Origin of the sequence: Pseudomonas sp. LP_7_YM, assembly GCF_004364435.1 — a bacterium.
Classification (GTDB): Bacteria; Pseudomonadota; Gammaproteobacteria; order Pseudomonadales; family Pseudomonadaceae; genus Aquipseudomonas.
Window position 1 is genome coordinate 353,831 of sequence record NZ_SOCT01000004.1, and the last position, 24,927, is coordinate 378,757.

15 protein-coding genes are annotated in these 24,927 nt (G+C 59.2%); 9 read left to right on the top strand and 6 right to left on the bottom strand.

The genetic code is table 11. From position 1 onward, the window contains the following. Positions 1-30 precede the first annotated feature (30 nt). From mdtD to yccS, 4 genes are all read left to right on the top strand, one after another. The gene (gene mdtD / locus EC915_RS13275; RefSeq protein WP_133750990.1) at positions 31-1,473 is read left to right on the top strand and encodes a multidrug transporter subunit MdtD; all 1,443 of its coding nucleotides are present in this window, start codon (positions 31-33) and stop codon (positions 1,471-1,473) included. Between the two features lie 296 nt (positions 1,474-1,769). Next, positions 1,770-3,149 (top strand): ATP-dependent RNA helicase DbpA, encoded by a 1,380-nt coding sequence (gene dbpA, locus EC915_RS13280; RefSeq protein WP_133750991.1) that lies wholly within the window; start codon positions 1,770-1,772, stop codon positions 3,147-3,149. 238 nt (positions 3,150-3,387) lie between these two features. Continuing rightward, on the top strand, positions 3,388-4,566 hold the full coding sequence (locus EC915_RS13285) for an NAD(P)/FAD-dependent oxidoreductase (RefSeq protein ID WP_133750992.1): 1,179 nt from the start codon (positions 3,388-3,390) through the stop codon (positions 4,564-4,566). A 124-nt stretch (positions 4,567-4,690) separates the two neighbouring features. After that, positions 4,691-6,898: a YccS family putative transporter gene (yccS, locus tag EC915_RS13290; RefSeq protein WP_133750993.1), complete on the top strand. Its 2,208-nt coding sequence runs from the start codon at positions 4,691-4,693 to the stop codon at positions 6,896-6,898. On the opposite strand, the gene EC915_RS13295 is transcribed toward yccS, so the two are convergent. Then, positions 6,879-7,616, bottom strand: a complete 738-nt coding sequence (locus EC915_RS13295) for an ABC transporter substrate-binding protein (protein ID WP_133750994.1) — start codon at positions 7,614-7,616, stop codon at positions 6,879-6,881. The genes yccS and EC915_RS13295 overlap by 20 nt on opposite strands. A 312-nt stretch (positions 7,617-7,928) precedes the next feature. Here EC915_RS13295 and EC915_RS13300 point away from each other — a divergent pair, with 312 nt between their 5' ends. Continuing rightward, complete coding sequence (locus tag EC915_RS13300; protein ID WP_133750995.1) at positions 7,929-8,387, top strand: GNAT family N-acetyltransferase; 459 nt, start codon at positions 7,929-7,931, stop codon at positions 8,385-8,387. A 92-nt stretch (positions 8,388-8,479) separates the two neighbouring features. Here the strand turns inward: EC915_RS13300 and EC915_RS13305 are convergent, their stop codons facing one another. The 3 genes from EC915_RS13305 to EC915_RS13315 form a co-directional block, all read right to left on the bottom strand. Continuing rightward, positions 8,480-8,776 carry a helix-turn-helix domain-containing protein gene (locus tag EC915_RS13305; RefSeq protein ID WP_133750996.1) on the bottom strand — a complete coding sequence of 99 codons (297 nt, stop codon included), beginning with the start codon at positions 8,774-8,776 and terminating at the stop codon, positions 8,480-8,482. 272 nt (positions 8,777-9,048) lie between these two features. Continuing rightward, positions 9,049-9,567 carry a YgjP-like metallopeptidase domain-containing protein gene (locus EC915_RS13310; RefSeq protein ID WP_133750997.1) on the bottom strand — a complete coding sequence of 173 codons (519 nt, stop codon included), beginning with the start codon at positions 9,565-9,567 and terminating at the stop codon, positions 9,049-9,051. Positions 9,568-9,605: 38 nt separating this feature from the next. Further along, on the bottom strand, positions 9,606-11,762 hold the full coding sequence (locus tag EC915_RS13315) for a putative bifunctional diguanylate cyclase/phosphodiesterase (RefSeq protein WP_372237891.1): 2,157 nt from the start codon (positions 11,760-11,762) through the stop codon (positions 9,606-9,608). Positions 11,763-12,062: 300 nt separating this feature from the next. Here EC915_RS13315 and EC915_RS13320 point away from each other — a divergent pair, with 300 nt between their 5' ends. Beyond that, complete coding sequence (locus tag EC915_RS13320; RefSeq protein ID WP_133750998.1) at positions 12,063-12,734, top strand: polysaccharide lyase family 7 protein; 672 nt, start codon at positions 12,063-12,065, stop codon at positions 12,732-12,734. Between the two features lie 53 nt (positions 12,735-12,787). Here the strand turns inward: EC915_RS13320 and putP are convergent, their stop codons facing one another. After that, entirely contained in the window at positions 12,788-14,308 is a 1,521-nt protein-coding gene (gene putP / locus EC915_RS13325) for a sodium/proline symporter PutP (RefSeq protein WP_133750999.1), read from the bottom strand. A 334-nt stretch (positions 14,309-14,642) separates the two neighbouring features. On the opposite strand from putP, the gene putA reads away from it, so the two are divergent. The 3 genes from putA (at position 14,643) to EC915_RS13340 (ending at position 21,346) form a co-directional block, all read left to right on the top strand. Beyond that, positions 14,643-18,593: a trifunctional transcriptional regulator/proline dehydrogenase/L-glutamate gamma-semialdehyde dehydrogenase gene (gene putA / locus EC915_RS13330; RefSeq protein ID WP_133751000.1), complete on the top strand. Its 3,951-nt coding sequence runs from the start codon at positions 14,643-14,645 to the stop codon at positions 18,591-18,593. Positions 18,594-19,138: 545 nt separating this feature from the next. Further along, the gene (locus EC915_RS13335) at positions 19,139-19,351 is read left to right on the top strand and encodes a DUF6124 family protein (protein WP_133751001.1); all 213 of its coding nucleotides are present in this window, start codon (positions 19,139-19,141) and stop codon (positions 19,349-19,351) included. Positions 19,352-19,543: 192 nt separating this feature from the next. Next, a complete protein-coding gene (locus tag EC915_RS13340; RefSeq protein WP_133751002.1) occupies positions 19,544-21,346 on the top strand; it encodes an acyl-CoA dehydrogenase in 1,803 nt (600 codons plus the stop codon). 105 nt (positions 21,347-21,451) lie between these two features. On the opposite strand, the gene EC915_RS13345 is transcribed toward EC915_RS13340, so the two are convergent. Then, complete coding sequence (locus tag EC915_RS13345; protein WP_166650982.1) at positions 21,452-24,817, bottom strand: dermonecrotic toxin domain-containing protein; 3,366 nt, start codon at positions 24,815-24,817, stop codon at positions 21,452-21,454. Positions 24,818-24,927 lie beyond the last annotated feature (110 nt).

Consider the following 24,927-nt stretch of genomic DNA (forward strand, 5'->3'; position numbering starts at 1 on the left):
GCACCCACAAATAAGGACCCCGACCCTCCCATGCCGACCACCACGCCGCCACTGGACGCCAGGACCCTGCGCTGGATGCCCTGGGTCATTGCCATCGCTTTTTTCATGCAAAGTCTGGACGGCACGATCCTCAACACGGCGCTGCCCTCCATGGCCGGCTCGTTGTCAGAAGATCCGTTGCGTATGCAGTCGGTGATCATCGCCTACATGCTGACCATCGCCCTGCTGATTCCGGCGTCTGGCTGGATTTCCGACCGCTTTGGCATCAAACGGATTTTCTTCAGCGCCATCCTGCTGTTCAGCTTCGGCTCGTTGCTCTGCGCGGCGGCCAACTCCTTGGGCATGCTGGTTGGGGCGCGTGTTGTGCAGGGCTTGGGCGGTGCGCTGATGATGCCGGTGGGCAGACTGATCGTGTTGCGGGCTTATCCGCGTACCGAACTGGTACGTACCCTCAGTTTCATCACCATGCCTGCCCTCCTCGGTCCGTTAATGGGACCGACGGTTGGCGGCTGGTTGGTGGAATACCTGAGCTGGCACTGGATCTTCCTGATCAACATACCGGTCGGCATCCTTGGCTGCTTCGCCGTGCGCAAGTTCATCCCCGATCTGCAAGGCGGCGGGCGCACACGCTTCGACATGGTCGGTTTTGCCCTGTTTGGCGCGTCGATGGTGCTGATCACCATTGCGCTCGAAGGCCTGGGCGAGCTGCATCTGCCCCACCTGCGTGTCGTGATGCTGCTGTTTGGCGGCATGGCCTGCCTGGCCGCGTACTGGCTACGCGCCGGGCATGTTGAGGCGCCGTTGTTTTCGGCATCGCTGTTCCGCACCCGCAGTTTTGCGGTCGGCATCATGGGTAACCTGTTCGCCCGTCTGGGCAGCGGCGCGTTGCCGTTTCTGGTGCCGTTGATGCTGCAAGTGGCGCTGGGTTATTCACCGTCGCATGCAGGCATGAGCATGATCCCGCTGGCGCTGGCGGCGATGTTCGCCAAACCACTGGCGACGCGCGCCATCGAGCGTCTGGGTTATCGCATTGTGCTGACGGGCAACACCCTGCTGCTTGGCGTACTGCTGGCAAGCATGGCGCTGGTGGATGCCGACACGCCTTACTGGATGCTGCTGATCCACCTGGCGTTCCTCGGCGGCGTGAACTCGCTGCAGTTTTCGGCCATGAATGCCGTGACCTTGATCGATCTGGACGACGCCAGTGCGGCCAGCGGTAACAGCTTGCTGTCGGTAGTCGCGCAGCTGTCCCTGAGTCTTGGGGTGGCCTGCGCGGCGGCGTTGCTGGGCGGTTTTACCGACGATGTTTCGACCGGCGATGTCAGCAGCGTGCTGGGGGCCTTTCAACTGACGTTTCTGTGTGTAGGCGTGCTGGCGATGTTTGCGGCGTCGATCTTCCTGCAACTGTCGCCGCGCATGCCCCCGGCAAATCCGCCACGCAAGCCGCAGACCGAACCTGAGATAGAGGCTTGATCTTGAAGCTCATACCGGCCAGTACGGGAGCAACTGGAGGCACGACGGTCGCGAAGAGGCCAAGGCAGGCGCCACATTTCAGCGTCTTACCCGTCGTATTCGCCACCGTCGTAACCTCCGCAAGCTCCCACAGGTTTGAGGCAGGCGACGTATCGGCGCCGGCTCACGGTTGCGCCCACAGGGGACCATCGTTTATCCGGGATTTTTAACGCCTGCTGCCATTTATCGCCCCCGCCCCCAAGGCAGGGGTCGTGACCTGATACACTGCGCGACATTTTGTTTTGCAGGCCCGTCCCGTGACTAACACCGCTTTTAACTCACTGCCCCTATCCGCCGCCATGCTGGCTAACCTGGAGTCCCTTGGTTATGCCCAGATGACGCCGATTCAGGCGCAGAGCCTGCCGGTGATGCTCAAGGGCATGGACCTGATCGCCCAAGCCAAGACCGGCTCCGGCAAGACCGCCGCGTTCGGCATCGGCCTGCTCAACCCGATCAACCCGCGCTATTTCGGTTGCCAAGCGCTGGTGCTGTGCCCGACCCGGGAGCTGGCTGACCAGGTGGCGAAAGAGATTCGTCGCCTGGCGCGCGCTGAAGACAACATCAAGGTGCTGACCCTGTGCGGCGGCGTCTCCTTTGGTCCGCAGATCGGCTCGCTGGAGCACGGCGCGCACATCATCGTCGGCACGCCGGGGCGCATCCAGCAGCACTTGCGCAAGGGTTCGCTGGTGCTCGACGGCCTGAACACCCTGGTTCTCGATGAAGCCGACCGCATGCTGGACATGGGTTTCTACGACGCCATTGCCGACATCATCGAGCAAACGCCCGAGCGCCGTCAGACCCTGCTGTTCTCAGCCACTTACCCGGTCGGCATCAAGCAACTGTCGTCCAAGTTCATGCGCGACCCGCAGACCGTGAAAGTCGAAGCGCTGCATGCCGACAGCCAGATCGAACAGATCTTCTACGAAATAGCCCCTGAGCAGCGTCTTGAAGCCGTGGTGAAAGTGCTTGACCACTTCCGCCCGCAGTCCTGCGTGGCCTTCTGTTTCACCAAGCAGCAGGTTCAGGAAGTGGTCGATCACCTGATCGCCAAGGGCATGTCTGCGGTCGGTCTGCACGGCGATCTGGAACAGCGCGACCGTGATCAGGTGTTGGCGATGTTCGCCAACCGCAGCACGTCGGTACTGGTGGCGACCGATGTGGCAGCGCGGGGTCTGGATATCGATGCGCTGGACATGGTGATCAACGTCGAACTGGCGCGCGATTCGGAAATCCACATTCACCGCGTCGGTCGTACAGGCCGTGCAGGCGAAACCGGTATTGCCGTCAGCCTCGTCGCGCCGTCGGAAAGCCAGCGTGCCCGCGCCGTCGAAGAGTTGCAGAAAGCGCCATTGAACTGGCAGCAGTACGACAGCCTGACGCGCAAGGAAGGCGGCAAGTTGCTCCCACCGATGACCACCCTGTGCATCGGCTCGGGCCGCAAGGACAAACTGCGTCCGGGCGATATCCTGGGTGCGCTGACTGGCGAAGCGGGCGTTCCCGGCACTCAGGTGGGCAAGATCGCGATCTTCGATTTCCAGGCCTACGTGGCCGTGGAACGCAGCATCGCCCAACAGGCGCTGGAACGCTTGAACAACGGCAAGATCAAAGGCAAGTCGTTGCGTGTGCGGATTCTCTAAGAACTCCTCATGATCGTTCCCACGCTCTGCACCGGAACATGATCGTTCCCGCACTCCGCACCGAGACATGATCGTTCCCGCGCTCCGCACCGAGACATGATCGTTCCCGCGCTCCGCGTGGGAATGCCGTGTTGGACGCTCCGCGTCCCGGGGGCGCAGGGCGTCACGCAATCCGTTCCCACGCAGCGCGTGGGCACGATCACCATCCAGTTTCTGTAAGAACCCCGAGGACACCGCTTTGCCCGTTACTGACGTTGTGATCATCGGCGCCGGCGCCGCAGGTTTGATGTGTGCAATCACCGCCGCCAACCGTGGACGCAAGGTGATGCTGATCGATCACGCGAACAAGCCGGGCAAGAAAATCCTCATGTCGGGCGGCGGACGCTGCAACTTCACCAACCTGTACACCGAGCCTGCCAACTTCCTCTCGCAAAACCCGCACTTCTGCAAATCCGCGCTGGCCCGCTACACCCAGTGGGATTTCATTGCGCTGGTGAGCAAGCACGGCGTGCCTTACCACGAGAAAAAACTCGGCCAGCTGTTCTGTGACAACAAGTCCAGCGACATCCTCGGGCTGCTGCTCAGCGAATGCGAAGAGGCCGGTGTGAGCCTGCACATGGACACCTCGATAGAGACCATCGGCAAGACTGAAAGCGGCTACGCGCTGCACACCACCCTGGGCGAGATCACCTGCGAGTCGTTGGTGATTGCCACCGGCGGGTTGTCGATCCCCACCCTGGGCGCCACCGGATTCGGCTATCAGGTCGGCAAACAATTCGGCCATACCCTGCTGCCTACACGAGCGGGGCTGGTGCCGTTCACCATCACCGACCAGCTCAAGGACCTGTGCACCGAGCTTTCCGGCACATCGGTGGATTGCCTGGTCAGCTGCAACGACACCAGCTTTCGCGAGAACATCCTGTTCACTCACCGAGGTTTGAGCGGCCCGGCGATTCTGCAGATTTCTTCGTTCTGGCAACCGGGCGATACGGTGGAGATCAACCTGCTGCCCGACCATGACGCGCACAGTTGGCTGACCGAGCAACAGGCCGAACGTCCCAATAGCGAACTCAAGACTCTGCTGGGCGAAATCTTCACAAAAAAAATGGCCAACCTGATCGCTGAGCAGTGGTTCGTTTCCAAACCGATGAAGCAATACACCCATGCCGAACTGGGCGGCATCGCTGACAAACTGGCAAGCTGGCAGTTGGTTCCCGCCGGTACAGAAGGCTATCGCACGGCCGAAGTAACGCTGGGCGGCATTGATACCAAGCAAGTGTCGTCCAAGACCATGGAATCCCTGAAATCGCCAGGGCTGTATTTTGTTGGCGAGGTGCTGGATGTCAGCGGGCATCTGGGGGGGTTCAACTTTCAGTGGGCCTGGGCCTCGGCGTATGCGGCTGCGCAGTACGTGTGACGCTCCCACAGCGATCTGAGCGGCCCGTCCCCGGAATAAATTTTGCTAACCGGATGTACAGCGCGCATCCGGCGCTGTACATATCCCTCAGCAAAATCAATCGCGAACAAGGCCGTCAGCGTTCATGGCATCGAAATCGTTGCGCAATACCTTCCGCCGCCTGTGGGCGCTGGACAAGTTTTCCTACAGCGTGCGGGTCTTCATCGCACTGACCGGCAGCATGGCGCTGTGCTGGTACCAAAACGAGATGTCGCAGCTTATCCCACTGTTTCTGGGGATTATCGCCAGCGCCCTGTCCGAAACCGATGACAGCTGGCAAGGCCGCCTCAATGCGCTGGCCGTGACGCTGGTGTGTTTCAGCATCGCAGCACTGTCCGTCGAACTGCTGTTCCCCTACCCGGTTCTGTTGATCAGCGCGTTCGCACTGGCCGCGTTCTGCCTGACCATGCTCGGCGCCCTGGGCGAGCGTTATGGCGCGATTGCCTATGCGACGCTGATTCTTTCGGTCTACACCATGATCGGCGTGGATCAGCGCGGCGGCGAGGTGACCGATTTCTGGCACGAACCGATGCTGCTGGTAGCCGGCGCAGCGTGGTACGGCCTGCTCTCGGTGTTGTGGCAGATGCTGTTCTCCAACCAGCCGGTGCAACAAGCGTTGGCGCGGTTGTTCCGCGAACTGGGCCTGTACCTGAAAATCAAATCCGAACTGTTCGAGCCGATTCGCACATTGGATGTCGAAGCCCGGCGTCTGGATCTGGCGAAACAGAACGGCAAGGTGGTCGCCGCGCTGAACGTGACCAAGGAAATCATCCTTAACCGGGTCGGCAGCGGCCGCCCCGGCTCGAAGGTCAGTCGCTACCTAAAACTGTACTTTCTGGCGCAAGACATTCACGAGCGCGCCAGTTCATCGCACTACCCCTACAATTCACTGGCCGAAGCGTTTTTCCACAGCGACGTGCTGTTCCGCTGCCAACGCCTGTTACGTCAACAGGGCAATGCCTGTCTGGCGCTTTCCGTGTCGATCCAGCTGCGTCAGCCGTTCATCTACGACGCCAGCTTCGCCCATGCTCTGGACGACCTGCGGGCCTCCCTTGAGCACTTGCGCATTCAGAGCAATCCCGCCTGGCGCGGCTTGTTGCGCTCTTTGCGCGCGCTGGCCAACAACCTGGGCACGCTCGATCGCCTGCTCAGCGATGCGAGTAACCCCGATGCCCTGGCAGATGCCTCCGACAGCAGCCTGCTGGACCGGTCGCCGCGCACGCTCAAGGACGTCTGGACACGCCTGCGGCTGCAACTGACGCCGACCTCGCTGCTGTTCCGGCATGCCCTGCGTCTGCCATTGGCGTTGACCATCGGTTGTCTCATGGTTCATCTGATTCACCCCTCACAGGGCTACTGGATCATCCTGACCACGGTGTTCGTCTGCCAGCCAAGCTATGGCGCCACACGGCGCAAGCTGGTGCAGCGAATCATCGGCACGGCCATCGGCCTGACAGCGGGATGGGTTCTGTTCGACCTGATCACCACGCCGGTGCTGCAATCGATGTGCGCGGTACTGGCGGGCGTGGCGTTTTTCGTCAACCGCACCACACGCTACACACTGTCCACCGCGGCGATTACGGTGATGATCCTGTTCTGCTTCAACCAGGTGGGCAACGGCCACGGGCTGTTCCTGCCGCGTCTGATGGACACCCTGCTCGGCAGCCTGATCGCTGGGCTTGCGGTGTTTCTGTTCCTGCCGGACTGGCAGGGCCGTCGCTTGAACAAGGTGCTGGCCAATACGCTGTCCTGCAACAGCATCTATCTGCGCCAGATCATGCAGCAGTATGCGCAGGGCAAGAGCGACGACCTCGCTTACCGGCTGGCGCGACGCAATGCCCACAACGCCGACGCCGCGCTGTCGACCACGCTGGCGAACATGCTCATGGAGCCAGGACACTTCCGTAAGGAAGCGGATGTGGGGTTCCGCTTCCTGGTGCTGTCGCACACGTTGCTCAGTTACCTGTCGGGCCTTGGCGCGCATCGCGAAACCCCGCTGCCGAGCGAGGCTCGTGAGCATCTGATCGAAGGCGCGGGCGCCAGTCTGTCGTCGAGCATTGATGAGATAGCCCAGAGCCTGGCCACCCGCCACCCGGTTGCCGTGCAAAGTGACGCAGAGGAAGCACTGGCGGCCGAACTTGAGCAGATGCCCGAAGAGTTCGATGAAGGACAGCGTCTGGTCCAGACACAACTGGCCCTGATCTGTCGTCAGCTCGGACCCTTGCGCACGCTGGCGGCGCACCTGATCAAGGAGCCTTCAAAGGACGCGCAAGTCACCGACCATGCAGCTTGAATAACGCGTCATAACTGCCATCGGCCTTCATGGCAGCAATGGCGCTATCGAAGTCGGCGACGATCTTTTGGTGATCGGGATTCTTCAGGCTGACCAGTATGTGCAGGCTGTTTTCGCTGAGTGCGCTGGGTAGAAATTCGACGCTGTCGCGCACCTCGTCAGGTTCGTGACGTAGGGCAAAGCGTGCAGCGTACTCGTCCTCTACCGTCAGCTCCACCCTCCCGGCGGCCAGCATGCGCACGGCGGTCGAGAAGTTCGCCACCGGCACTTTTTTAAACTCCGTGTCACTCTCGAACGCCGGGGAATAGGCGTAGCCACGGACTACGGCAATCGAATAGGCATGCAGCTGCTGCAGATTCCGATACTCGATATTCGTCGATTTACGCTTGAGAAAGCACAGGCGATTGCGCAGATACCCCTCTGAAAACTGCCCGATATGCGTGCGATCCACGCTGTACCAGGCATTGATCAATACGTCGTAACGCCCTTCGCTCAACCCATGGATCGCGCGTGCCCAAGGGACCTGTTCATATTCAGTGGTGTAGCCGGCGCGGCCCAGAGCGGTGCGGATCAGGTCGGTGGACAGGCCGCCGTTGAGCAACGAAAGGTCCGAATAAGGTGCCCATGCATCGCCGGCAATGCGCAGTATTTGCGCCGACGCGCCTTGCGTTATCAGCAGCATTACCAGCAAAGCCATGGCTCGAAGCAAACGCGGCATGCTCAAGATCCTTAGACAGGTTGATGCCTGCAACTTTTCAGCGGCAATCAAATGACACTGGGACTTAACGGGTTCGAGCGATAGCAGCCTGGGCGGCCTTGAGTGGAGGCGACGTTCGGCGGTAGCGAGTAGTCTTCATTGAAGCGCTGTTACAGGGTTTGTACAACTCATCAGCGGTCCAGGTTTGTGCCGCAGTTCAAGAAAGTCGCGCAATGTCCTGATGGTTGTCACAACTGTTATCACGTACTGGCTTTGGGCTTACCGCCATATGCGTTTAGTATCCGGAATCGATTTCTTCTCGCAGGCCGGCTCATGTCTATCAACTGGATTTGCAAACACCATACCGCCCTCGGCAAAGAACAGTTGTACGCCATTTTGCAACTGCGTGCGCAGGTGTTCGTGGTGGAACAGAAATGCTGGTATCAGGACGTCGATGGCCAGGATCTGCTAGGCGACACGCGCCATTTGATGGCTTGGCAAGGTAACGAACTGGTGGCCTACCTACGCTTGCTGGACCCTATTCAGCAGGACGGAGATGTGACGATTGGCCGCGTGGTCACTGCCCCATCGATGCGCAACAAGGGCATGGGCCATGAATTGATGGTGCAGGCGTTGGAGCATGCCGAGCGCAACTGGCCCGATCAACCGATTTACCTGTCAGCCCAGGCGCATTTGCAAGGCTATTACAGCCGCTATGGTTTCAACCCGGTGGGCGAGGTTTACGTCGAGGACGGCATTCCACATATCGGCATGCGCCGGGATCTGGATTGATCTGCTGGCTTTGCAGCTGAAGGTGTAATCGCAAAACTGTGGGGGCGAATGACTTCGCGCCCAACCACCAAGAATCGTCCACCACCCGGATTTCACGGATACCCTAATACCGCCTTGATCTGCGCCAGATGGTCGGCAACCCATTGCCGATTGATCACGCCCCACTCGCGAATCCGATAACTGCCTGCGTGGTTGCGTCCCCCGTCCAGTTGTTCGAATTCGCAGACGATGTCCAGATCGGCCAGTGCCGCAATGGTGTCCTGAGCCGTTCGACGAGGCATACCCGTGACGTCGGTCAAGGCCGGCACGCTGCTGGCCATTTCACTGTCGATCAGATACGCCACATACAGACGGCGGTAAAAGCTGCTCTTGGTCTTGCTGACATCCATCGTCAAATCCTTATGAGTCAATTAGAAGGGGCTGCGACGCTCGCGGCGCATCAGCCGGGTCTGGTCACGCGTCGCCTATGGCAATCTTGCGGCTCCAGCGAAACCCGGATCAGTCAGGCAAGACCCATGACTTCACAGCGCAATGAGAGATTCGAACGATTTGCGCACCCAAGCCACAGTTGCGCTGTCGCAGGCGTGTGCGCTGCTGTTTCTGTGACTTGTGCAATAGCAGTCGCAAACGCCTACTTCGCCCATTTCGCTCATTTCGCTCATCAGCAAGCGTCTGCCTGCATATCGCGCCAGGTCAGGTAAACGCGCAGGTCGAATTCCAGCTGATGATAGCCAGGCTGCATGTGGTCGCAGAGTTTGTAGAAGGCCTTGTTGTGTTCGGTTTCCTTAAAGTGCGCCAGCTCGTGCACGACGATCATCTTGAGGAACTCCGGCGCCGCGTCCTTGAACAGAGAGGCCACGCGGATTTCCTTCTTGGCCTTGAGCTTGCCGCCCTGCACCCGTGAAACGGTAGTGTGCAACCCCAATGCACGGTGTGTGAGGTCCAGGCGACTGTCGAACAGCACTTTGTCGATGTTGGGGGCGTTGCGCAGGTGTTCCTGCTTGAGAGCCAACGCATAGGCATACAGTGCCTTATCGCTCTGCACCGCATGACGCGCCGGATAGCGCTGTTCCAGATATGTACCCAGCTTGTCCTGGGTGATCAGCTGGCGGACCTGATCCTGCAATGACGGCGGATACGCCTGCAGGTACTTGAGCTGTGTGAGGCCTATGGATGTCATGGTCAGATCAATGGCTCGAAAGGCGCCAGTCTACCCCGTCAGTCACGTTCGAGCAGCGGGTGCGTGGTCGGCAGGGCAATCGGCTCGACGAAACCCAGCGCCTCATCGGGCGTTAACGGGTGGGCCAGCAGAAACCCCTGAATGACCTGACAGCCATTGGCAACCAGCCACTGGTATTGCTCCAGCGTTTCAACCCCTTCGGCAATCACTTCAATATTCAACATCCGGCACAGATCGATGATGCTACGGGCCACCGCCAGATCCCGGGGCGAACTCATCATGCCGCCGATGAAATGGCGATCAATCTTGAGGGTGTCCAGATCAAGATTACGCAGATGCGCCAGAGAGCTGTCACCTGCACCAAAATCGTCCAGCGAAACCCGCACGCCAATCTCGTGCAGACTCTGCAGCTGTTTGCGGCTGTGAACGAGGTTATGCACCAGCGAGGGCTCGGTGATTTCCACCTCCAACTGCCGGGGCTGAAGGCCATGAATATGAATCGCCCGCTGCAACTCGGCGGCCAGATTGGGCATGCTGAACTGCGCGGGACTGACGCTGACGCTGATCACCAGATCATCGGGGAACACGCCTTTCCACCGCTGGCGCTGGGCTGCGCCCTGCTCATAGATCCAGCCGCCAAGTTTGTTGATCAGGCGCGTCTCTTCCAGCAGCGGGATAAACAGACTCGACGGTACATCGCCAGCGTCGGGATGGTTCCAGCGCAGCAAGGCTTCGAAACCTCGGGTCCGACCGGTCGTCACATTGATCTGTGGCTGATAGACGATTGTGAAATCTTTGCCTTCAATGGCGGTGCGTACGCTTTCTTCCAGCATCAATCGTGAGCGTGCACGGCCGTTCATGTATTGGTCGTAGAAACGATACTGCTGGCGGCCGGCGCGTTTGGCTTCGTACATGGCGATATCCGCGGCGCGTAGCAAACCGTCCAGATTGGTTCCGCAGTCCGGGTAGATAGCGATACCAATGCTCACGCCCAGCGTCGCTTCGACGCCGTCGACGTGACGGCGGACGGACACCCGATCGATGAGTTTTTCCGCGACCTTGGCGGCATGCTCGGGAAAATCCAGGCCGTCGATGACCACGACGAATTCGTCTCCGCCCATTCGCGCCAGCACGTCGTAAGGTCGCAGACAATCCTTCAGTTGCTCGGCGACCCAGACCAGTACCTGGTCTCCGGCGTCATGCCCCAACGAATCATTGACGTGCTTGAAGCCATCCAGGTCCAGGTAGAGCACCACCAGATACTTGCCTGCGTGCTCATTGCGCAGCAGCATGCCTTCGACAGTCTGGTAGAACCCGCGGCGATTGAGCAGGCCGGTCAATGAGTCGGTGACGGCCTGATGTTCGAGCTGGCGATAGAGATCAAGCACCACCGACATGTCGAGTACGCTCAGCACCATTGCCCTCTGCTCTTCCGGCAGCGGCGCACAAGACAGCGCGACAGGCACCTGGCGCCCTTGCGGCGTACGCAGAATGGCATCATGCACGCGATACGTGTCGGCGCGACGGTAGTGATGATAGAAGCCCGAATCGGCCCAGTCATCGACCACGGGCTCCTGCAGATACCGACACAACGCGGTGCCGCGCAGTTCGCCATCCGTCATGCCCAGCAATCGACAGATGGCCGGATTGGCGAAGCTGATGATGCCGTCCTCACTGACCACCAGAATGCCTTCTGCCACGTTGGCCAGCACCGAGGCATTGAACGCCCGCGCTAACTCAAGTTCACGGCTGAGTTTCTGCAGGGCACGGCGATTACGCTGTTGCTCCAGCAGCGCCTGAACCTTGGGCCTGAGCACGTTGGGGTCGAACGGTTTGAACAAATAGTCGATCGCGCCGCTGGCATAGCCTTTATGGACAGAGTCGCGAGACTGCTCGTTGGCCGTCAGAAAGATGATTGGCGTCAGACGCGTTCGGTGGCTACCGCGCATCAATCGCGCGACTTCGAAGCCGTCCATGTCCGGCATCTGCACATCAAGCAAAACGATATCGACATCGACATCCAGAAGCAGGCCCAAGGCCTCCATCCCTGAACTGGCGGTAATGATCTCCCAGTCCTGTCTTTGCAGGACCGCACGCATCGTGACCAGGTTTTCCGGATAGTCATCGACGACCAATAGCACTGACTTGCCATCAGGTGACAGGGGTTGCGCGCATTCCATGCTGCTACTACTCATTACTTCACTGCCCGGTGAGGGCTCCGCCCATGATCCGAATGGCGTTTACTCTAGTCTCGAATAGCAAAATGTGAAGAAAGCCAGTGTTGTGCCATGTGAAATGTTGATTCCACCCGACTAACGGTCAAGCCCCTGAAGGCCCAAGTAGCGCTGTCCTGCGCGAAAGCGTGGGCAAATTGACGCCATCCGTTCGACAGATTCTCGTTAACAAACAGATACACGAAACGTATAACTAAAGCCCCCTCAACCCCTTGAGCCAGACGCGTTTGCTGGCAATGAGACATATCGGACCAAGACAAGATGATTGATTTAGGATCGTGGAATTTAAGCATTCCCGTGGGCTCGCCACCCGCGACTATCGAAACGCACCAGTTGCTCCAGGGTTACGACGGCAAATACTTCACCTCCAGCCAATCCAACCTGACCTTCTGGGCTCCAGTCACCGGCACCAAGACCGAAAACGCCAAGTATCCACGCAGCGAGTTGCGCGAAACCTGGTCGGACGGCACCCTGCACAACTGGTTTTATCCTGATGCCGACAACTTTCTGAGCGCCAAGCTCAAGATCATCCAGGTTCCCTCTTCGGGGCGCGTCGTTATCGGCCAAATTCACGTCTACGAGAGCACGCAACCGCTGCTCAAAGTTGAATACCAGTATCAGGACGCCACCAAGGACGGCATCATCGTCGCCAAGGTCCGCTTCCACCCCGACGACAAGAAGCCGCGCATCTTCACGGTCGCCGAGGGCATCCCGCTCAATGAGACGTTCAATTACGTCATCCATCTGAATAAAGCCGGCCTGCTCAGTGTCAAGGCCGACAACATGTTCTGGAGCGACCGCATCAGCGCCACCTGGAGCAATCAGCAGCTGTATTTCAAGGCGGGGGTCTATACACAGGACAACACCGGTTATACCAGCGAAGGCGGCAAGGTGATGTTCTTCAATCTGGATCCGGATCACAACCAAGATTGATTGGGCTATCGAAAGCCCGCGCCCTTACGGCATGGGCTTTCGACAGGGCGGGATTATCCGGCCTTGTAGGCTTTCTCGGCCGCATCGAACCGCGTCAGCATGCCCGGCGTCGGGCCTTTGCCTGCAAGGCTGACAAGCACGATCGCAACGCTGGCAAAAATGAACCCCGGGATAATTTCGTAAAGCCCCAGCAGGCCACTGTCGAACATCACCCCTTCCTTGATGGAATTCCCCAACAGCTTCCAGGCCACCACAGTAACGGCACCGACGAGGATGCCGGCCAACGCCCCATTACGTGTCATGCCTTTCCACATCACGGAAATCAGCACCACCGGGCCGAACGCTGCACCAAAGCCTGCCCAGGCGTAACTCACCAGACCCAGCACTCTGTTTTCAGGATTGGCAGCGATGGCAATCGCGATCAACGCCACCAGCAAAACCATCGCGCGGCCCACCCAGACGAGTTCCCGCTGCGAAGCGCCCTTGCGCAGGAAAGTTTTGTAGAAGTCTTCGGTCAGTGCACTGGAGCAGACGAGCAATTGGCAGCTCAGCGTACTCATGACCGCAGCGAGAATCGCAGACAGCAGTATCCCGGCGACCCATGGGTTAAACAGGATCTTCGCCAGTTCGATGAACACGCGTTCGGGGTTCTCGGTAACAGGACCTGCAACGTCTGGATGCGCCGAGAAGTAGGCGATGCCGAAGAACCCTACCGCCACCGTGCCAGTCAGGCAAAGAATCATCCAGGTCATGGAAATGCGCCGCGCTTTGGCGATCGACTTCACCGAGTCTGCGGCCATGAATCGCGCCAGGATATGGGGTTGTCCGAAGTAACCCAATCCCCAGCCAAGCAACGAGACGATACCGATGAAAGTGGTGTTCTTGAGCATGTCGAAGTTGGCGGGATCCTGAGCCTCAATGGCAAGGAGCGTCGTATCGACGCCGCCGGTGGCCAACAGGACGATGATCGGCGTGAGTATCAGCGCGAAGATCATCAGCGTGGCCTGCACCGTGTCGGTCCAGCTCACCGCCAGAAAACCTCCGATGAAGGTATAGGCAATGGTCGCTGCGGCGCCGGCCCACAATGCGGTTTCGTAAGGCATGCCAAAGGTACTTTCGAACAGGCGCGCGCCCGCGACGATGCCCGAGGCGCAATAGATGGTGAAGAACACCAGAATCACAATCGCGGAAATCACCCGCAGCAGCCCGCTGGCATCTTCGAATCGGCTGGAAAAATAATCCGGCAGGGTCAGGGCGTCGCCATTGTGTTCGGTCTGAATGCGCAACCGACCCGCCACCAACAGCCAGTTGAGGTAAGCCCCCACAATCAGGCCAATGGCGATCCAGCTTTCCGAAAGACCCGACATATAGATGGCACCGGGCAGCCCCATGAGCAGCCAGCCGCTCATGTCGGATGCTCCTGCGGACAAAGCGGTCACTACGCTGCCCAGACTGCGGCCACCGAGGATGTAGTCCGACAGGTTAGTGGTGGAGCGATAGGCCATAAGCCCGATAAGGACCATCACAGCGATGTAGATCACGAATGTGATCAGAGTAGGGTTACTGACGCTCATTTCTGTCCACTCTTTTATGAAGGCGCAACAGGGCCGCACCAAAGGAGCGCATCCTAAGTAACGGCTGGAGCCGGGCGCAACCTCGAGAGGCCGAGAAGTTGCACCTTTTCTTGGTCAAAATGTAACCATTTGGTTTTGATTTTCTTTTTTCCGTCGAAACAAAACACCTGTTCTTTATCCGTCACAGGGTCTTTGAGGTTTAAAAACCGCACGCCGGACAATTCCGAAATATCTCGCAAAAACGGGTTGCACCCGGTTGCACCCAAGCCCTGTACGCAGCTAATCTTGGCGCCAGCTCAGCCACACCCGACGTGGCTCTCTATGAGGATAAGACATGGCGACCACCACTTTGGGTGTCAAGCTCGACGACCCAACCCGCGAGCGGTTGAAAGCGGCTGCGCAGTCGATTGACCGGACTCCGCACTGGCTGATCAAACAGGCAATTTTCAATTACCTGGAAAAGCTCGAGGGCGGTGCAACCCTTAACGACCTCAATGGCTTGAACAACAAAGACGCTGACGACCATGGCGAAGTACCGATAGACAGTACTCACCAGGCGTTCCTGGAATTCGCTGAAAGCATCCTGCCGCAGTCGGTCTTACGCGCAGCCATCACCTCCGCCTATCGTCGTCCTGAGCCCGAAGTCGTGCCGATGCTCCTGGAGCAGGCGCGCCTCACTGCGCCAATGGCCGAAGCCACTCACAAGCTGGCCGCTTCGATTGCCGAAAAGCTGCGCAACCAGAAGAGCGCCAGCGGCCGTGCGGGCATCGTGCAAGGCCTGTTGCAGGAGTTCTCGCTGTCGTCTCAGGAAGGCGTGGCGCTGATGTGCCTGGCCGAAGCCTTGCTGCGCATCCCGGACAAAGGCACGCGTGACGCGCTGATCCGCGACAAGATCAGCACCGGCAACTGGCATCCTCATCTGGGCAACAGCCCTTCGCTGTTCGTTAACGCCGCGACCTGGGGTCTACTGCTGACGGGCAAACTGGTCAGCACTCACAACGAAGCAGGGCTGACGTCTTCCCTGAGCCGCATCATCGGCAAGTCCGGCGAGCCGATGATCCGCAAGGGCGTCGACATGGCCATGCGCCTGATGGGTGAGCAGTTCGTTACCGGTGAAACCATCGCCGAAGCGCTTGCCAACGCCAGTCGCTTCGAATCCAAAGGTTTCCGCTATTCCTACGACATGCTCGGTGAGGCTGCTCTGACCGAGCACGACGCACAGCGATACCTGGCTTCGTATGAGCAGGCAATCCATTCCATCGGGAAGGCTTCCCACGGTCGCGGCATTTATGAAGGGCCTGGCATTTCCATCAAACTGTCGGCCCTGCACCCGCGCTACAGCCGTGCGCAGTACGAACGCGTCATGGAAGAGTTGTATCCACGCTTGCTGTCGCTGACCCTACTGGCCAAGCAGTACGACATCGGCCTTAACATCGACGCCGAGGAGGCAGACCGCCTGGAACTGTCGCTGGATCTACTCGAGCGCCTCTGTTTCGAACCGCAACTGACCGGATGGAACGGCATCGGATTTGTAATTCAGGCTTATCAGAAACGCTGCCCATATGTGATCGACTATGTAATTGACCTGGCCCGTCGCAGCCGCCATCGCCTGATGATTCGTCTGGTCAAGGGCGCCTACTGGGACAGCGAAATCAAACGTGCTCAGGTCGAAGGGCTGGAAGGCTATCCGGTCTACACGCGCAAGGTGTACACCGACGTTTCCTACATTGCATGCGCCCGCAAACTGCTGTCGGTGCCGGAAGTCATCTACCCGCAATTCGCTACCCACAACGCTCATACGCTGTCGGCTATCTACCACATCGCAGGTCAGAACTATTACCCCGGCCAGTACGAATTCCAGTGCCTCCACGGCATGGGTGAGCCTCTGTACGAGCAGGTTGTGGGCAAAGTCGCCGATGGCAAACTGAATCGGCCATGCCGAGTCTATGCCCCCGTCGGGACTCACGAAACACTGTTGGCGTATCTGGTCCGTCGCCTGCTTGAAAACGGCGCCAACACCTCCTTCGTCAACCGTATTGCCGATCAGGCGATTTCGATTCAGGAACTGGTGGCCGATCCAGTGTCCAGCATCGAGCGCATGGCCACTCAGGAGGGCGGTTTCGGGCTGCCGCATCCACGGATTCCGCTACCGCGTGACCTTTATGGCAGCGAGCGCGCCAACTCGGCGGGCATCGACATGGCCAACGAACACCGTCTGGGCTCGCTGTCTTCGGCATTGCTGGCGACTGCGCATAACGACTGGAAAGCGTTGCCGATGCTGGGCTGCACGGTCAGTGCAGGCGCCGTAACCCCGGTCCTCAATCCATCCGACCTGCGCGATGTGGTGGGCCACGTTCAGGAAGCGAGCCTCGAAGATGTCGACAACGCCCTGCTCAGCGCCTTGAGCGCAGGCCCTATCTGGCAAGCGACGCCGCCTGCGGAACGGGCAACCATTCTTGAACGCGCCGCAGACCTGATGGAAGCCGAAATCCAGCCGTTGATGGGGCTGCTGGCCCGTGAAGCGGGCAAGACCTACGCCAACGCCATCGCCGAGGTACGCGAGGCGGTGGATTTCCTGCGCTACTACGCGGTGCAGGCGCGCAATGATTTCAGCAACGACGCTCATCGCCCGCTGGGACCTGTGGTATGCATCAGCCCGTGGAACTTCCCGCTGGCGATTTTCAGTGGTCAGGTTGCCGCCGCACTGGCTGCCGGGAACCCGGTGCTGGCCAAGCCTGCGGAGCAAACCCCGCTGGTCGCCGCTCAGGCCGTACGTATCCTGCTGGAAGCAGGCATCCCTGAGGGCGTGGTGCAACTGCTGCCCGGCCGTGGCGAGACCGTAGGCGCGCGTCTGGTCGGTGATGATCGCGTCAAAGGCGTGATGTTCACTGGCTCCACTGACGTCGCACGTCTGCTGCAGCGCAATATCGCCGGACGTCTTGACTCCCAGGGCCGTCCGATCCCGCTGATCGCCGAAACCGGTGGTCAGAACGCGATGATCGTCGACTCCTCCGCGCTGACCGAACAAGTGGTCATCGACGTGGTGTCTTCGGCGTTCGACAGCGCTGGTCAGCGTTGCTCGGCACTGCGCGTGTTGTGCCTGCAGGAAGACTCTGCCGACCGCGTCATCGAAATGCTCAAGGGCGCCATGGCTGAAAACCGTCTGGGCAACCCGGAGCGTCTGTCGGTGGACATTGGCCCGGTCATCGATGCTGAAGCCAAGGCGGGTATCGAGAAGCACATCCAGGGCATGCGCGACAAGGGCCGCAACGTGTACCAGGTGGCCATTGCCGACAGCGAAGAAATCAAGCGCGGCACCTATGTGATGCCCACCATGATCGAGCTGGAAAGCTTCGATGAGCTGCAACGCGAAATTTTCGGCCCGGTTCTGCACGTGGTCCGCTACAAGCGCAAAGAGCTGGATCAACTGATCGGTCAGATCAACGCGTCCGGCTACGGTCTGACCCTGGGCGTGCACACGCGCATCGACGAAACCATCGCCAAGGTGATCGACTCGGTCAACGCCGGCAACATGTACGTCAACCGCAACATCGTAGGTGCGGTGGTTGGGGTGCAACCCTTTGGTGGAGAAGGTCTGTCGGGGACCGGTCCGAAAGCCGGTGGGCCACTGTACCTGTATCGCCTGCTTTCGACCCGTCCGGCCGATGCGGTGCAGAAGTCCTTCGCCCAGCGTGACGGCGCAACCCTGCCGGACACTCGCCTGCGCGACAACCTGCTAAAACCGCTGACCGCTCTGAAAGCCTGGGCCGCGAGCCAGCAACCAGAACTGGAAGCGGTGTGTACGCAGTTCGCCGAGCAATCCCAGAGCGGCATCACTCGCCTGCTGGCGGGCCCAACCGGCGAGCGCAACAGCTATAGCATCCTGCCGCGTGAACACGTGCTGTGTCTGGCCGAAGACGAAGCCGACTTGCTGACGCAGCTGGCTGCTGTGCTGGCGGTGGGCAGCACAGCAATCATCCCGGATAACGAGCTGAGCAAGTCGCTGTACAAGCGTCTGCCAAAGGAGGTCCAGGTGCGGATCAAGCGGGTGGCTGACTGGAGCAAGGACGACGTCGTTATAGAGGCCGTCCTGCACCACGGCGATTCCGACCAGTTGCGTGCGGTTTGTGAACAGGTCGCACAACGCGCGGGCGCTATCGTCGGCGTTCATGGCCTGTCCAAAGGCGAAACCGGCATCGCGCTGGAGCGTCTGGTGATCGAACGCGCGCTGAGCGTGAACACTGCGGCTGCGGGTGGTAATGCGAGCTTGATGACCATCGGGTAAAGCCCCTATCGCTGGGGCGTAGCTTGGCGGATTCATCCGCGATGCGGTGGTGCAACTGATGATTCTGTCGGATGTACCAGCCTCTCGCGATTGAATTCGCCCTCACAGTTCGTTGGCATGCATGCTGGAACCCTCCGCGAACGTTCACTGGTATCCCGCAGCATTGATGCCCGGCTTACGAAGCCGTGGCACGGGGCTGTCTTGAAAATCGCCATTTCCTGCAACAAATCTCCTCTCTTGTAGGCCCTTTCTTACAGCCTCATCTCTTTCTCACGAAGGACATTTCCTAGAAACTCTCACCCTCTTGTGCCGTGGAATTTCGATCTCTAGGCTGCGTCGGTCGCTGAACATCAGCGTCCGGGTTTAGCAGCCTGAAATTGTTTCCAATGGCCAGCAAACCGCTTTATGGCGGCTTTGCGCGGGGCACGTTCGCGTGCACTGGTTTTTGGCCTTTGGGACCAGTCTGCTAACCCGTGTCAAAGCCGCCACCTTTTTTCGTTTAGCAGCGAAGCTACGGTGGCCTTACCCATCCAAAGGTCTACGAAATGGTCAAAGTCACCCCTGATCCACCCGACAAATCCCTCGAAGAATCCCTCGCCCATGCGTCAGGCCTGCTGCGGTGCGCCCACGCTTCGGCCTGCGAAAGCGCGGAAAACCTCACCGGTGTGAAACGTGATCTGGCATTCTCCGTGGTCCATCTGATCGACATGGCAAAAGCCGTTGTCGATCGTTCGCTGGATGCAATAGAGGTGCCTTAAAGCTCGGCCCAGAGCGCTGCTGGAGGGGCGATTCAATCTGTGGGAGTGGGCTCATTCCCACAGGTCCAATTGCTTGCTCGAACTGCATTTGGCCCTGGGGTTCTACCTCTGCATCACCCAAATCAATCTTGCTGTTCACCCCCGCAGCGCCCACCTAGACTCCACGGCACTCCAACCACAGGTAATGCCGCCATGTCCGAGACGCTGCTCAGTTCGCGCAACCTGGCTTTCGAGCTGTATGAAGTGCTGGACGCCGAAGCCCTGACCCAGCGTGAACGTTTCGCCGAGCACAGCCGGGAGACCTTCGATGCGGCGATTACCACGGCGCGTACTCTTGCCGAGAAATATTTCGCTCCGCACAACCGCAAGAACGACGAAAACGAGCCGCGCTACGAGAACGGCGAAGCGGTGCTGATTCCCGAAGTGAAGCCGGCGGTGGATGCATTTCTCAAGGCCGGCTTTCTCAATGCCGCGCGCGACTTCGGGGCAGGCGGCATGCAACTGCCCACGCTCTTGTCGCTGGCCTGTTTTGCGCACTTTCAGGCGGCGAATGCGGCTTCGACCTCGTACCCGTTCCTGACCATGGGTGCGGCAAATCTGATCGAGCAATTTGGCAGCGAAGAACAGAAGCGACGCTTTCTACAGCCCATGATCGAGGGGCGCTTCTTCGGCACCATGGCGTTGACCGAACCCCACGCGGGCTCGTCACTGTCGGACATCCGCACGCGCGCAGAGCTGACGCAAGATGGCAGCTACCGCCTGCGTGGCAACAAGATATTTATCTCCGGTGGCGATCATCCGCTGTCGGAAAACATCGTCCATCTGGTGCTGGCGAAGCTGACCGATGCGCCGCCCGGTGTGAAAGGCATCTCGCTGTTCATCGTGCCGAAGTTTCTGGTCAACGATGACACCAGTCTTGGCCCGCGCAATGATGTGTTGCTCGCCGGACTATTTCACAAAATGGGTTGGCGCGGCACCACGTCGACCGCCTTGAATTTCGGCGACAACGGAAATTGTGTGGGCTACCTGATCGGCAAGCCGCATCAGGGCCTCAGCTACATGTTTCAGATGATGAACGAGGCGCGAATCGGTGTCGGCATGGGTGCCGTGATGCTGGGTTACGCCGGGTATCTGTACTCGCTGGAATACGCTCGCCAGCGTCCGCAAGGTCGTCTACCCGACAGCAAGGATCCTGAAAGCGCGCCGGTTTCGATCATTCAGCACGCTGATGTGAAGCGCATGCTCCTGACCCAAAAGGCCTACGTCGAAGGCGCGTTCGATTTGGGGCTGTATGCGGCGCGCCTGTTTGACGACACCCAGACTGGCGAAACCGAAGAGCAGCGCCAACTGGCCCACGAACTGCTGGATCTGCTGACCCCTGTCGTCAAATCCTGGCCTTCGGCGTTTTGTTTGAAGGCCAATGAATTGGCAATCCAGATCCTTGGCGGCCATGGCTACACCCGCGAATATCCGGTCGAACAGTACTACCGCGACAACCGCCTGAACGCGATTCATGAGGGCACTCACGGCATCCAGTCTCTGGATCTGCTGGGCCGCAAGCTGCGCCAAAACGGCGGCGCAGGACTCAAACAACTGGTCCGGCTGATTGCCGATACCTGTCAACGCGCTCAGGAGTACGCCTCATTGAGCCCACTGCGTCAGCCCCTGGAGAAGCTCGTCACCAACTTGCAGGCTGTGACGCTGGAACTGTTGATGGACATGGCTCAAGGCAAGGTCACCGCAACATTGGCCAACTCGGCGTTGTACCTCAAGGCCTTCGGTCATACGGTCATCGGCTGGCGCTGGCTGGAACAGGCGATACGTGCGGAGAAAGGCTTGAGCAAGGGCGATGCCGCAGACGCCGGGTTCTATCAGGGCAAGCTGCAGGCGGCACGGTATTTCCTTACATGGGAAATACCGGCCTGTCATCATGAACTGGCGTTGCTGCAAGCTCGTGATGACGTGTGCTTGTCAATGCTGGATGAGTGGTTCTGAATCCGCTTTCCTGGCGCAACGAAATGCTTGACCGCAGGCACAACGAACCTTCCGTCAGCCTGGCCAGCGTGCGTCTAAGGTGACGCTCATCAGAACATTCGGAATTCACCGTCTCCAGGAGTTTTCTGCGCCTGCCGTTATCTTCAATCGCGAACCGAAAGGGGCATAGAACGCAGTCACTTCATGGTAAAGGTCTTCGTAAGCAGTTGCCCTTATGCCGGGAGTCGGTCTGAGCTGACCATCCAGTAGACCTGCATAGTCCGGACGTACCTGCTTCAACGTGTCGAGAAGAAGCCGCGGCCCCGTCACATCGAAGATCCTGGACATATACGGGTCGACCCCGTCGACTTTCACCGAACCCACCTTCGACAACTCGTCGAGGGCCTCGCGCTCAGTCATGAACCGCGAATAGAGTTCCTCTTCCACCGCCCTCAAGACGGGATTACCCGGTTGGCTGGCAAAATGGCTGTTTCCCGGGCCGAAATAAGACATATGCGGAGATGAAACGGGGGCACCCATCAACACATCGCTTGGCCCCGCATCAAGCGCCGCACCCGCAAAGGGCATCACGATTACATCATCGCAATCCATGTAGATGCCTCCGTACTCACGAATCAGGCGGTATCTCAAAACGTCCGACGCCGCGGCCAGATTCTGTCCGTCGCCTTCACGGAAGTACCGAAAAGGCACACCGGTATGTTCTTCATCGAGAAAGCGCGTAAAGAACGACTCTTCCGCGAGCGGCGAAACCTTCATGTTCGGATGCTCAGCAAACGCTGTCTGTAGCCACCGCAAATTCCCGTCGGCGGCAGCATGGTCGATATCGATGTGAAGGACGAACTTAAGCTCGGGGTTATTTTCGATGTTTGCCTTGATCGTATCGATCAACCCCTCGCGAGGCGCCTTGGCCCCCAGCCAGATCTGGTGGACTGTCCTCTCCACGGCTTGCGGATTTTTTGGATAACCCGGCAAGCGCGGGAACTGGTAGCTGTACCATTTGACCGGGCTGTTAAGGCCGGGCCTGGCTTTGGCGAATGCCTTGAGGCTGCCTCGCTTCCAGACGCCCTTGTTGTTGAGCCACATCACTTCTTTGACATTGACCCTCCAGCAACCGACATCCGCGTCATACGAGACCGGAGTGCCATTGGCGAAATGCCGATCAACCAGATTGCCCCAGCCATCCCCTGCGCTGCGTATCTCGATACCATCCATGGCGATGTCGGTGAGCAGTTGAGGCTGTGGCTTCGCCAGCACGATATCCGGCTTGCTGACCTCAGGCATGATCCCGATGCCAGGTGCCACTTCGATGTAACTGTCACCGCCACGCAGCCCGGGCTTTACGTCGATATCCGAGTAATAACCCTTGATCTGCTTGATGTAGGGACCTTTGATAGCCGTATCGTCCATAGAGACAATCCGGTACTGCTTGTAACTGGCAACTCTCTGGACCGGGTAGATTTTGGAATGCACGCGCGCGAAGTAACGGGTGACCCCTGATGCCCGGCTCTTGACAGTATAGACAGCGCCGAAATCATCGACCTTCCAGACGCCACCCGATTCGAGGGGCGCGTTGTATTCAAACTGAGCAAGTTCGGCCCGCAGGTCAGGCCGCAGCGAGCGCAGCCCTTCCGGTTCGACGCCAAACGCGGCAATGCTGTCATAGGCCGCCTCACGATGGGCTTTAAGGGCTTGGCGCTGCAGCTCCTGTGCATGAAGACGCAACGCACTTTCCTTCGCTGACTCGCCAGCCTGCTCCCGCGCTTCGGCTGCCAACTGCGCCTCAAGCCGTTGCTGCTTGCCGAGCGCCGCAGCTTGCTCGCCGGTACTGCGGCCCTGAATCATCTGCCCGACCTCATCCGCCGCGCCCGGCGCGATTTCATTCCCCGCCCGGATTGCTGCGCCTGCCAGTCGGCTGACCGCTGCTACGCCCTCGATAGCTGCCGGCACCGCGTTGAATAAGCCAAAAACGATACGCCCCGCTCCCTGCTGTTTTTCCTCATGGGTTCGGCCGTGCACCATTTCATCAATACCCAGGCCCGTCAGCGCCAGAGACATCGCCGCCAGCGGCGCCCAAAGGTAGGGTGCCACCATGGCGACTGCGCCCGTCACCGCGATGGCATTGCTCAGGGCCAGTGTGGCGATCTCCTTGTTATAGTCCCCGCGACTGCGGATCAGCTGCAGGCCGTCCGACGCGAGCCGGTCATGCAGGCTCTTGCGAAAGTGCGAGAACGGATAGGGCCAGAGCGCGGGACCCAGGGTGATTTCCCTGGAAGGCCACCAATGCCCGGTCGCATCGTTGAGTCGGTGTGGATGGGCGGCCAGCCCCGCCAGCGTCGTAGCAAGACCGCTCAGAAAGGAACCGTCAGGCTCATCTTCTGCCTTGAAGTGAGCCTCCAGCGCTTTGCGTCGACGCACGTCCTTGCATTGTCGGACAATCCAGTCGCGCAACTGCGATATGTCCTTGAAACCATGAAGTGGCGAAGAGTTGCCAGGGATATACAGGACGAACCGACCGGTTTTCTCATGTTCGATGACGATGATGTCAGTCGAGGCATATCGGTATAGAACCAGCTCCCGGAACGTAACCGTCGAGGGCAAAGGCGCATGTTTGAATACATCGAAAGTAAGGGTCTCCCATCGCTGCCCTTCATTGAGCCCTATCGCCTGGAGTACCAGCACCTTGTCTTCGGTACTCAACGAACCCTCGGCGTGCTGCACATAGGCCGACTTCAGCAGTGCCGCCTTCAGCAGCAGGTGATAATCAGCGCCGTGTTTGCTCCAGAACTGTTTCAGCGAGGCTTGGTAAAGCGATTGCAGGTCAGCCTCCCAGACAAAACGCTTGAATACCTTGGGATCGATAGCGACCTGGGTCGATGAGTCGAATCGCTGAGGGTCGGTCTTGCGGTAGATGGCTTCGTAGGCGAAGCAGTCCGCCAGATACAGTGGGGCCTGGGAAATGCGCACCGGATAGCCGCCGTCTCTGTAGTCACGCAGATGACCCAAGTGCTCGAAAAACTGGCCGTTGCCTTCCTGCTGCCAGTTGCGCATCAGTGCATCGGTCAGCGTCATGGAGTAAGCAATATTTGCTCGCTTGGGCTCCCCGCCTGGTTCCTGGATGTACAGGGTAGCGATCAACAGGTGATCGGGGTTTGTGTCGTCTCCAAGATGCTGTGCGACAAACTCTCTGGCCTTGAGAAAGGCGAACCCGTGGGGGGCGTAGTAACGCACTTTCTGGCGAGCAATGAAGTCTTGCAGGAGAAGGGGAGCTGGCGCCCCGACTGCGACGTTCGGGTTGAAAGCCTCTGCGCCGGAAAAACCGTCTGCCACGCGCGGTCTGACAGCGCCATCGTGGTGGTGGTCAATGCTGGTGGCATGCAGGCCCTGCGCAAGGTCCATCCTGCGCATTAACCCTTCGCGCGCGTGACTGCCTGTCGCGGCACCGATCAATTGGTGAGTGAGTCCATTCTTCATTTTTGACATCCATGTCAGTTGTAGGAGATGCGCAGCTTGAACCCATCGGCGATACGGTGTGCATTAATTAATTACTCATCTGGCACACCGGGTTTGTACGGCGGGCAGAG